Source organism: Novosphingobium sp. (genome assembly GCF_024642085.1).
Classification (GTDB): Bacteria; Pseudomonadota; Alphaproteobacteria; order Sphingomonadales; family Sphingomonadaceae; genus Novosphingobium.
In genome coordinates, this window is the sequence record NZ_JAHEBV010000045.1 from 1 (window position 1) to 10,839 (window position 10,839).

Annotated in this window: 8 protein-coding genes and 1 pseudogene; 2 read left to right on the forward strand and 7 right to left on the reverse strand. The window is 59.4% G+C overall.

Annotated features, from left to right (window positions below):
• Positions 1–479 (reverse strand): annotated as a pseudogene (locus Q0L62_RS12400) (methylenetetrahydrofolate reductase); the annotation flags it as partial.
• 33 nt (positions 480–512) lie between these two features.
• Positions 513–1,916 (reverse strand): aminomethyltransferase family protein, encoded by a 1,404-nt coding sequence (locus tag Q0L62_RS12405; RefSeq protein WP_296680266.1) that lies wholly within the window; start codon positions 1,914–1,916, stop codon positions 513–515.
• A 95-nt stretch (positions 1,917–2,011) separates the two neighbouring features.
• On the opposite strand from Q0L62_RS12405, the gene purU reads away from it, so the two are divergent.
• Positions 2,012–2,872, forward strand: a complete 861-nt coding sequence (gene purU, locus Q0L62_RS12410; RefSeq protein ID WP_296680268.1) for a formyltetrahydrofolate deformylase — start codon at positions 2,012–2,014, stop codon at positions 2,870–2,872.
• On the opposite strand, the gene Q0L62_RS12415 is transcribed toward purU, so the two are convergent.
• The 5 genes from Q0L62_RS12415 to Q0L62_RS12435 form a co-directional block, all read right to left on the reverse strand.
• A complete protein-coding gene (locus Q0L62_RS12415) occupies positions 2,862–3,599 on the reverse strand; it encodes an alpha/beta fold hydrolase (protein ID WP_296680271.1) in 738 nt (245 codons plus the stop codon). The two genes, purU and Q0L62_RS12415, sit on opposite strands and share 11 nt — an antisense overlap.
• Before the next feature lie 16 nt (positions 3,600–3,615).
• Entirely contained in the window at positions 3,616–4,488 is an 873-nt protein-coding gene (locus Q0L62_RS12420; RefSeq protein ID WP_296680274.1) for an amidohydrolase family protein, read from the reverse strand.
• A gap of 70 nt (positions 4,489–4,558) precedes the next feature.
• Positions 4,559–5,983 (reverse strand): aldehyde dehydrogenase family protein, encoded by a 1,425-nt coding sequence (locus Q0L62_RS12425; protein ID WP_296680277.1) that lies wholly within the window; start codon positions 5,981–5,983, stop codon positions 4,559–4,561.
• A 78-nt stretch (positions 5,984–6,061) separates the two neighbouring features.
• The gene (locus Q0L62_RS12430) at positions 6,062–8,179 is read right to left on the reverse strand and encodes a PQQ-dependent dehydrogenase, methanol/ethanol family (RefSeq protein ID WP_296680280.1); all 2,118 of its coding nucleotides are present in this window, start codon (positions 8,177–8,179) and stop codon (positions 6,062–6,064) included.
• A gap of 199 nt (positions 8,180–8,378) precedes the next feature.
• Positions 8,379–10,025, reverse strand: a complete 1,647-nt coding sequence (locus Q0L62_RS12435; RefSeq protein WP_296680283.1) for an acyl-CoA dehydrogenase family protein — start codon at positions 10,023–10,025, stop codon at positions 8,379–8,381.
• A gap of 242 nt (positions 10,026–10,267) precedes the next feature.
• Between Q0L62_RS12435 and Q0L62_RS12440 the strand changes: the two genes are divergently transcribed.
• Complete coding sequence (locus Q0L62_RS12440) at positions 10,268–10,567, forward strand: hypothetical protein (RefSeq protein WP_296680285.1); 300 nt, start codon at positions 10,268–10,270, stop codon at positions 10,565–10,567.
• Positions 10,568–10,839 lie beyond the last annotated feature (272 nt).

Sequence of the window (10,839 nt, forward strand, 5' to 3'; positions counted from 1 at the left end):
ACAAGTACATCCCAACATTGCTGCGTGGTCATTACGGGATGACCTTCAGGATGGCCGCCGACGCCGATCGCCTTGATACCGAGCCGCTCAAAGGCCCCGGTCGCCAGCATCGCGGTGGTGTCTGAAAAAGGACCTTCGGGCTGCAGCGGATCGCCGGCAACGATGAAACACCGGCGTACCCCTGCACGATCAACTACCGCTTCCAGATAGCTGCCGAACTCGTCCTGAGAAAGGATCCGGCGCGCGGAGAAGTGCGGCATGGGTTCAAATCCAAGGTCGCGCACCGCAATTGCTGCGGCAATCCGGGCTTCGGCTTCCTCTCCAGGAAGGAAAGTTATGGCAACTGGGGTATCGGGCACAATTCGCGGGGCTGCCTCGCGCAAGGCGGCGACATCCTTGGCCGTGATTTCAAGCGAGTAGCCATCGGTGACACCCGCCGGGGCAAGGTCCCAATTTGGATGAATGATCGGTGCGGTCATTCGTACCTCCCTAGTTTCGGGGTCTTGAATGCTTCAAGCGGACCGCTCGGTGCGCCACCCTTCTTGGTAGGTTTCGCGGGCGACCCGGCTATAGGGCACCGGGCTGACAATCGCCCGGACTTCAATCTGCTTATGGCGCTCGACAGTCGTCTTGCGCGTGCCCCCATTTTCTTCGCCCCAGATCACCTTGAGTTCGGTTCCCACCGGGATTTCCGGATCGACCGTAGCAAGGCTGAGAGCCTGCTTTTCATTGTAGCTGAAGCCGGTGAACATCGACAGGCCAACCGTTCTGCCGCCGGCATCGACCACGCGATCATAGTTGGACGAGGCATAGTTGGCGAGCGGGACGTCGAAGAACTTGTAAGCCTCGCCATCGGGATTGAACATCGATGCCATGATCGTTGCCATGTCATCCGGATGCCACGCCAGGGTAACCTTCTTGCGCTGATCTTCTGCTTTCAACGCCTCCAGCGCCTCACGGCCATGGAAATCATGGTCGAACTTGACGAAAGGACCGTAACCCAGCTCCCACGGGTTGAGGTAGTAGTCCTCAATTGAAGACGATACAAAGCTGCCGCCGATTGATCCGGTCGCTTCATAGCTGTCGGCGCCAAGCCATTGACGGTATTCCTTAAGCTTGTCGCCGGTATAGATTGCGGGAAGCGGCGACGGGATCCAGCCTGATTCCAGTGTGTTGGACGGATAAGCGCGGCTACCGCAGGGAACGATGCCGAATTCTTGCCCGGCATCCAGGATCGCGCTGCGAATGTCCTCCTGCTCGTCATAAGGACCCCAGATTTCAAGCCCAGGGGCGCCCGACATGCCGTGGCGCAAAGTCCGCACAGTCCGCCCGGCAATCGTCATTTCCGCCATGTTGAAGAACTTGAGCTGTTCGACCGGGCCGCCGTTGAGCTTTTCAATTATCGCCCAGGCTTTCGGTCCTTGGATCTGAAAACGCCAGCACGATCGCGTTACCGGCTTGCCCATGGGCCGCATCGGAGAACGGTCATCCAGTTCCAGATCAACATCATAACCGCCAGTTGCGGCGTGATAACGCAGCCAGTTGGAAGCCGGCGCACGGCCGACATAAACGAACTCTTCCTCGGCCAGATAGAAGATAATGCCATCGCCAATGACATGGCCATAAGGCGTGGTCGGAACATATTGCTTGGCCTTGTTTACTGCAAAGCCCTTCATCGTGTTGATCGCGGTATCGCTGATCAGCTTGAGCGCATCTTTCCCGCGCACGTAAAGGTTGACCATGTGGTGAGACTGATCGAACAGGACAGCGCTGTGCTGCCAGGCCCATTGTTCATCGCGCCAGTTATGAAACTCTGGCGCGACCACGGGATAGACGTAGGCGCCGAGTTGCGAATTGCGCAACATCTCGACAATGTTGCCCGTGCCGGCCAGCACTTGCTCAAGATTCTGCGCCATCCAAACCATCCTCTGCTTGCGTTCTTGTTGTCGATTGCGCATAGCATTTTTTGTATGTAACACAAACATTATATTTGGATCGGGAGACGGAGAAAATGATTGAAAACCGCCAAATCCTGACACTATCGTGTCCCGACAAGCCCGGACTGGTTGCCGGGGTTACGCGGCTTTTGGCCGACAATGGCGGCAATATCCTAAGCTCGCAGCAATTCAACGACACCGAATCCCGGATGTTTTTCCTTCGTATCGCCTTTGATCTGGCGAACCAGGATTCCGCCGCCCTGTTGCGGGACGATCTTACCTCGTTGGCCGGCCAGAACGCCATGCAATGGTCGATGCGTAGCGCTTCCGCGCGGCGCAAGGTGATGCTGATGGTATCGAAGTTCGATCACTGCCTGGGCGATCTGCTTTACCGCAATCGCATTGGCGAACTCAGCATGGATGTCGTCGGCATAATCGGCAACCATCCGGCCGGTGCGCTGAACATTTCGCTTGTCGGTGACATTCCATATCATCACCTGCCGATCACTGCGCAGACAAAGTCGCTGCAAGAGGCGCAGATCAAGGAACTGGTCACCACAACCGGCGCCGAGCTGGTGGTACTGGCGCGGTACATGCAGATCCTGTCCGACGATCTGGCCTCCTTTCTGTCGGGCCGCTGCATCAACATTCACCACAGTTTTCTGCCAGGTTTCAAGGGTGCCAAGCCGTATCACCAGGCCTTTGATCGCGGGGTCAAGATGATCGGCGCAACCGCGCATTACGTCACCGCAGATCTTGATGAAGGGCCGATCATCCACCAGGATGTCGAAGCAATCAGTCACGCGGATATGTCGGATGATCTGGTGCGCAAGGGCCGCGATATCGAGCGGCGGGTGCTGGCCAATGCGGTGCGTGCGCATTTGGAAGACCGGGTGTTCCTGAACGGTCATAAAACCGTTGTGTTCAGCGGCTGACCGCGTTGGCAACTGCGATCAACATCGCGGAAAGTTCGCTGGGCCGGCACAGATAGGGTGAATGATCGGACTCCAGCGTAGTCACCGCCGCGCCTGGCACCAGCTGCTGCATTTTTCTTTGGCTCGCTATCGGAATAGTCCGGTCTTGCGTGCATTCGATGTAGGTGCGCGGAAGCGATCCAAAGCGGGCTTCGGTCAATTGCAGCGCAGTAGAGCGCGGGCCGTGCGGCTCTGCCATCAACCGGCCCATTGCTGCCTCCACCAAAGGTGCAGGCGAAAGCTGCGCGAAGACCGCAGGCGCTGCGACCGGATCGACAATGGTTCCGGCACCGCCGAACACGGGCATAATGATCGCATCGAAGGCGGGATTGGGCCCTTCAAGCTCTTTAAACGCGGCCCTCGACATACCGTCGGGCAGCATCATAGCGCAAATGTAGACCAGCGCGTCTATCGTCTCGGCAGCGCGTTCGGCAGCTTGGCTGACAACCAGTCCGCCGCGGCTGTGGCCTGCAAGGATGACAGGCTGCTGCGCTGCATTGCGGCAGATTTCGGCGGTGAAATCGGCCCATACCGCCAGTGTCGCTTTGCGCAATTGCGCCTCATCACCGCCCATCCCGGGCAGATCAGGCGCGATCACCTCATGCCCGGCGGCTTCAAGTATTTTTCGCACAGGATCAAAGCACCATCCGCCGTGCCACGATCCATGAATCAGGATGAAACTGGCCATCTATGTTGCGCCTGATTCAGCTCAGCCCAAGAAGGCGCGCCGCGTTGTCCTTCATGATGCCGGGTAGCACGTCGTCCCTGAAGCCTGCCTGCTTGGCCGCTTCGAGCCATTTGTCCGGATGAATCAACGGGAAATCGGAACCGAACATCATCTTCTTTTTCAGCTGCCCATTGGCATACTGAATTATCTGCGGCTGAAAATATTTGGGGCTCCACCCCGACAAATCGATGAACACGTTTTCCTTGTGCAAGGCCATCGACAGACTTTCATCGACCCATGGCCACGATGGGTGCGCCAGGATAATCTTCATATCGGGAAAATCGACTGCAACATCGTCGATCAGCATCGGCTGACCCCATTTGAGCCGCACCCCGCCGCCGCCGCGCATGCCCGTTCCCATGCCCGAATGACCGGTGTGGAAGATGGCCGGCAAGCCGTATTCTGCGATCACTTCGTAAATCGGATAGGCCATCCGGTCGGCCGGATGGGCATCTTGCATAATGCCGTGAAACTTGAACCCTTTGACGCCGTAATTCTCGATCAGGTCGCGTGCTTCGTGCGCGCCCATTTTGCCCTTGTGCGGATCGATCGAAGCGAAGGCCAGGCAGATGTCGTCATTTTTTGCGGCCAGCTCGGCAATTTCATAATTGCTGACCCGCTTCGCCCCGATCCCACTTTCACAGTCGACCGTGAACAGACAAAACGCAATTTTCTGTTCACGGTAGAGTTCGATGATTTCCGGTATCTTGGGCCGTTCGCGGGGTGCCTTGAAATAGGCGCTGGCGGCATCGAAGTACTTGCCCATTACCGGGTCTTCGGGATCGTGGCACGAAACCTCGGCGTGGACATGCACGTCGATCGCCCTGATCTGCGCTAGGTCAATCGGCACCGTCTGCTTCCTTCAACTGCAAGCCCCGCCAGAAACCAGTCCGGCGGGGCTGCTCATCATTTTCTGACGTTCAGACCAAGGCATCACGCTTGACGGTGATGACCTGGGTATAAGTGAACTCCTTCAATCCCTCGATGCCGTATTCGGCGCCGAATCCCGATTGCTTGTGCCCGCCAAACGGCGCGAACGGGGTCAGGTGGAGGAACTCGTTAATCCACACCGTGCCGGTTTCCAGCTGTTCGGCAATCGCAACGCCGCGATCGGTATCCTTTGTCCAGACCGCACCGGCCAGACCATAATCGGACGCATTGGCGCGTGCGATCACTTCGTCGTCGCTGGAAAACTTCATCAGCGGCATCACCGGGCCGAATTGTTCTTCGGCGACAATCCGGGCGTCTTCTGGCGGATTGTCGAGAATCGTGATCGGTACGTAGTATCCCGAACCCGAAGGATCGACATCGCCGCCAACCAGGAACTTATAGCCATTGGTCTTGGCATCCTCGATCAGTTCGCAGACCCGGTCGAACTGCTTCTTGTTCTGGATCGGGCCAACCCCGGTGCCTTGCTGTGAACCATCGCCGACGGTTACGGTCTTGGCATAATCGGCAATCGCCTTGCTCAGCGGTTCGTAGATATCCTCATGGATATAAACGCGCTTGGCCGCCACGCAGATCTGCCCGGCATTGGTAAAGCTTGACCAGAACAGCTGTTCGGCCACCTTGGCGACATCAGCATCGGGCAGCACGATCGAGGCGTCGTTGCCGCCCAGTTCTAGCGTAATCCGCTTGAGGTCCTTGCTGGCCCCTTCCATGATCTTCTTGCCGGTGGCGGTGGATCCGGTGAAAGTTATCTTGTCGATATCCGGGTGGGCGGTGATGAGCGGGCCAAGCGAATCCTCGCCCGTGATGATGTTGACGACACCGGCCGGCACAACATCCTTGATCAATTCGGCCAGGCGAAGCGTTGTCAGCGGGGTGAACGGCGATGGCTTGAGCACGATGGTGCAGCCCGACAGAATGGCCGGGGCGATCTTCTGGACCGCCATCAGCACCGGGAAGTTCCATGGCACGATCCCGCCGACCACGCCGACCGGTACGCGCCGCGTGCGGCTGAACCGTTCTTCTGTATCTTCGTTGATCACGTCTTCCAGCACCAACGTCGATTGCGCGGCAACCATCCCGGCCGAGGCGTGAATTTCGTGCTGCGCCTGCATATGCGGCTTGCCTTGTTCAGTCGTCAGCAGGCGGTAAAGTTCGTCGGCGTTGGCCTCAATCGCAGCGGATATACCCATGATTACAGCGCGGCGATCATCAACCGGGGTCTTGGACCAGGTCTTGAAAGCGCGCCGTGCAGCCGCGACCGCGCGGTCCAGCTCTGCTGCGCCGCACGCCGGAACGCGGCCGACAACCTGCTCATTAGCAGGATTGACGACGTCGAGAGTCGCGGCTGTTTCGATCATTTCACCGTCGATAAGATTGCGGTAAAGCTGGGTCATAGCGTTCTCCATTGTCATCCGTTTGTCAGTTGCTTTGGCGTCTAGCCGTTGCGGCGGGCCCGCACGGTTCGCAGTCTACTACTTTTCAAGCCGTAAATCTTCATTGGCCCGGCTGATTACGTAATGCCGCACCGCTTCGGCATCATCGGGCTTGAGCGCGGCACGGAATGACACCATGCCTTGGTGCTGCAATGCCCCTTCGATCACGATCGACTTGAATGCCGCGCCGTCATTTAGCGCGCCGCTGTGCCGCAGGTCAGGATTCACCCCGCCGGCTACGGCAGCATCCCCATGACACGCGGAACAATAGCGGCCATAGGTCTGCCCACCCGCGGCAATCTGGGCAGCCGTGCCGGTGCTTGGCGGAGGATCAAGCGGCACAGCCGCCAGCGGCGGTGCAGGCGGCAGCGCGCCCTTGCCGCCGATCTTGAACACAAGCAAGCGGCTGATGTTGCGGGTGGTGCCGGACTTACCCGCCAATACCCCTGTAGCGACATCCCATACCCCGCCCCAGCCGACCAGAATGGCGACATATTGTTCACCCTTGACCCGGTAGGTCATCGGTGCGGCGATCACCCCGCTTTGCGTCGGGAAAGACCATAACTTCGCTCCCTTGTCGGCGCTGTAGGCAATAAACTCACCTCCAGCGGTGCCTTGGAACAACAGATTGCCTGCGGTGGCCAGCGCGCCGCCATTCCACGGGCCGGGATACTTGACCGACCAGGCCGGCTTCTGGGCAACGGGATCCCAGGCAAGCAGTGAACCCGTTGTGGCCTGCTTTGCACCCGCCTGCACCTTGGCATCGGCCGGCATCGCCACGGCAGCGTTGTCAAGCCCGGTCTGGAAGCCGATCGCGCTAGGCTGCCAATCTTTTTGCGCCGCGTACGGGAAGCCGGCCTCCTGGACCGGAATATAGACTAACCCGGTTTTGGGGCTGAATGCCATTGATTGCCAACTGTGCGCACCCGCCGCGCCGGGAACCGAAATGAACGGCTTGCCGGTCTTTTCATAGCGAGCCTCGGGGTTGATGACCGGATAGCCGGTCTTTGGATCAAGCCCACTGGCCCAGTTAACCGCGGTGAACGGCTTGCCCGACAGGAACGCACCGGTCTTTGCGTCCAGGACATAGAAGAACCCGTTCTTGGGCGCGTGTAGCACGACCCGGCGCGGCGTGCCGTTGATCGGCAGATCGGCCAGGATGATTGACTGGTTTGAATCGAAGTCCCAGCGATCCTCAGGAGTTTCCTGGAAGTGCCAGACATATTCGCCGGTATCGGCATTCACCGCAACGATCGAGCTGGTGTAAAGGTTGTCGCCGGTCCGCTCCATCGGCGCCGGGTTCCACGGTTCGGCATTGCCGGTGCCAAAGTAGATCAGGTTCAGCGCGGGATCATAGCTGATCGAATCCCACACCGTGCCGCCGCCGCCCAGTTCCCACCACTTGCCGGTCCAGGTTTTTGCGGCTTTTTCCATTGCGGGATTTTCAAACCCCTTCGCCGGGTCCCCTGGAACGGTGTGAAATCGCCAGACCTCGTCCCCGGTTTCGGGGTCGAACGCAGCGATTGATCCGCGCGCCTTGTATTCCGACCCGGCATTGCCAAGAATGATCCGGCCTTTGACAACGCGCGGCGCGCCCGTGATCGCGTAACTCTTCTGGTCCGGCACCACAACCTTTGACCACACCGGTTTGCCGGTGGCGGCATCTAGCGCAATCAGGCGCCCGTCCAGAGCAGCGACAAATACCTTGTTGTTGTAAACCGCCACCCCGCGATTGACCGCATCGCAGCACACGCGTGCCAGTGTATCGCGCGGCACTTCCGGATCGTATGACCAGATCGGCTTGCCGCTGGCCGCATCATAGGCTTTGACCATCGACCAGGCGGTCGACACATAGAGCACGCCATCGACCACCAATGGCGTCGCTTCCTGGCCGCGCGCGGTGTCCATATCCGCCGACCAGGCCAGGCCCAGATTCTTGACCGTTTCGTTGTTGACCTGATCAAGCGGGCTGAAACGCTGTTCATCCGGAGTGCGGCCAAAGGCCAGCCAGTTATCACCGTCCCCCGTTGCCGCCAGCAGCCGGGCTTGGTCAACCGCGCCAGGCGAAGCCTTGTCCAGATCGTAGCCAGGCTGAGCAGGACTGCATGCAGCCAAGCCCAAAGCCGCTGCCAATGCCGTCAGCCATGCTGCTCGCATAATCCGCTCCCACCAATGGTGCCGCCCGGTTTTAGGCGCACCTGCCGTCCGGGTGCCGAAGCGCTTCGACCAGACGCGCAACGTGCGTCACGTCAGCCTTCGGTTTGGCAGGCCCCTGCACAATGCCGCAGCAACGTTCAACGCGCAATCAAAATTAGTATGCGTAACGTACGTTATCGCCGATCAACCCGCTGCCCTCTCAGCCGCGCGCGGATACTGCCAGACCCCGACCAATGACATGCGCCTGAATTTCCGCCGCACCCTCAAAAATGTTGAGGATGCGCGCATCGCACAAAATCCGGCTCGCCTCATATTCCAGCGCGTAGCCGTTGCCGCCGTGGATCTGGACATTAGCGTCGGCGTTTGACCAGGCGACCCGCGCACCGAGCAGCTTGGCCATGCCTGCCTCAATATCGCAGCGTTCACCCTTGTCCTTGTGGCGCGCGGCCGAATAGGTCAGCTCGCGGGCCATCACCAGCTCGGCGACCATCAGAGCAAGTTTGTCCGACACACGCGGGAAATCCGCCAGCTGCTGGCCGAATTGCTTGCGTTCGGTGGCATAGCGCAGTGCCAGGTCAAATGCATTCCAGCCGACCCCGATCGCTCGGGCCGCTGTCTGGATGCGAGCACCTTCGAAGGTGCGCATCAATTGCTTGAAGCCCTGTCCTTCCTTGCCGCCCAGCAGACCGTCCGCGGCAACCGGAAAGCTGTCGAACGACAGGCAGTACTCCTTCATGCCGCGATAACCGAGCACTTCGATCTCGCTACCATCGAGGCCTGCGTCGGGAAAATCAGCGTTGCTGGACGCGCGGGTCTTGGCCGCCAGCAGCATCGACAGACCGCCATAGCCTGGTATGTCCGGATTGGTACGACACAGCAGCGTCATCAGATCCGTGCGCGCTGCATGAGTGATCCAGTTCTTGGCCCCGGTAACACGCCAGGTACCGTCTGGTATTTGCACCGCCCGGGTCCGAACCGAGGCAAGGTCAGAGCCGGTGTCCGGCTCGGTAAACACGGCGGTCGGCAGGACCTTGCCCAAAGCAATCCCAGGCAGCCACTGCGCTTTTTGTTCCGGCGTGCCGTTCTGACCGATCAATTCGCCAGCTATTTCCGAGCGGGTTCCGAGCGATCCGGCGCAAATCCAGCCGCGCGACAGCTCTTCAGAAACCAGGCACATCGCCATTTTGCCCAGTCCGAGCCCGCCGTACTCTTCATCTATGCAGACTCCGAACACGCCCAGTTCGGCCATCTCCTGAACTATCGTATCGGGGATCAATTCATCCGCAAGGTGCCATGAATGGGCCGATGGCGTGATCCGGTCGCGCGCAAAATTGCGGAACTGGACCCGAACCATATCCATAGTGTCGTCGTCCAGTGCTTCATCGGGCAATTCGCCGGTGCGCAGGCGCTGCGCCAGAGCCAAACGGGACGATGCAGTGCTGCCCTCGCCCAGGAAGTCCTGGACTGCCGGATCGAAAGCCAGGGCCACCGCAGCATCGGCAATGCCAAGTTCCCCGGCCCGAGCAAACTCGCTCTGGCTCATCGGTACGCCGCCGATCAACTGCGCCAGATATTCTCCGAACCCGACCCGCAAGGTCAGTTCTTCAATCTTGCCAAAGCGGTCCTCAGCTTGCGACCGCGCGGCCCAACGCGCCGTGGCTGCCAGCGCTTCAGAGGTGGTGGCGATCCATGCAAAGCCGTGGACCAGACGCTGCTCACGATCGGCAAGGGCCGCTACGACCCGGCCGTCGGGCGCAATTGCCGATGCCATCTTCCGCCGCGCGGCCTCGGCATAGGCGTCAGCCGCCTCGGCAGCGGTCGCAGCTTTGGCGACCCAGTCAGTCATGCGGCAAAATCCGTCATGGCGTTCGATTGCACAATCCCGCGCCGTGCAACAAGCGGATATTGCGTCTGGGCAGGTCAACCAGCAGTTCGACACCAAGGCTCATCCCAGTTTTGCGTGTCCGCAAAAAATCAGCACCTTGAAGGTCGCGTCGGCCCGGTTTGCCATTGGCAATCATCTGCCTATTGACACTGCTGCGTGTGGCACGACAAGGGAAGCCAGAGTTATCATCAGGAGTTCAAGCCATGTCTGTTGCCGGTGTTTATGATTGCGTGACCAAGAGCCCGATGGGCGATCAATCTTCGAAGTTCACTGTCATCGTCGATGGTGACACCTTCACTGGCAGCAATGCCGGAGCGATGGGTTCTATGGACGTGGTCGATGGCAAGATCGACGGCAACCGTCTGACCTGGACCATGAACATGACCGTGCCGATGCCGATGAAGCTGGAAGGCGATGTCACCATTACCGATGGGGAACTTGTTGGCGGGATCAACGCTGGCGCTTTCGGGACCATGCCGATGACGGGCAAGCTCTCGGCCTGATCAAATCCGTAATTGCAGGGCCCTGCTCGTTTTTGACGAGCAGGGCTTCGTGCATTGACCAAGCAGCTGCGCCTTGCGCATTAGCAAGCCACTGCCGACCTTGGAACGCGGTATCAGTACCCCGACGTACTGGTGAAAGATCGCGCGCCGTGCGCCGCTCGGCACGGCATCTCAACACCCGACGGCGATGGCCGCAGTCCGCTGTGTGCTGCGATCAAAATAAGACAAATGCCCGGCTGGTTCATCTTCAATTGCTGGTAGCGGAGGAGGGA

Excerpts from the sequence above, each read along its gene's own strand:
- Q0L62_RS12425 (WP_296680277.1), bottom strand. The coding sequence starts at position 5,983 with ATGACCCAGCTTTACCGCAATCTTATCGACGGTGAAATGATCGAAACA.
- Q0L62_RS12440 (WP_296680285.1), top strand. The coding sequence starts at position 10,268 with ATGTCTGTTGCCGGTGTTTATGATTGCGTGACCAAGAGCCCGATGGGC.
- purU (WP_296680268.1), top strand. The coding sequence starts at position 2,012 with ATGATTGAAAACCGCCAAATCCTGACACTATCGTGTCCCGACAAGCCC.
- Q0L62_RS12430 (WP_296680280.1), bottom strand. The coding sequence starts at position 8,179 with ATGCGAGCAGCATGGCTGACGGCATTGGCAGCGGCTTTGGGCTTGGCT.
- Q0L62_RS12435 (WP_296680283.1), bottom strand. The coding sequence starts at position 10,025 with ATGACTGACTGGGTCGCCAAAGCTGCGACCGCTGCCGAGGCGGCTGAC.
- Q0L62_RS12405 (WP_296680266.1), bottom strand. The coding sequence starts at position 1,916 with ATGGCGCAGAATCTTGAGCAAGTGCTGGCCGGCACGGGCAACATTGTC.
- Q0L62_RS12415 (WP_296680271.1), bottom strand. The coding sequence starts at position 3,599 with ATGGCCAGTTTCATCCTGATTCATGGATCGTGGCACGGCGGATGGTGC.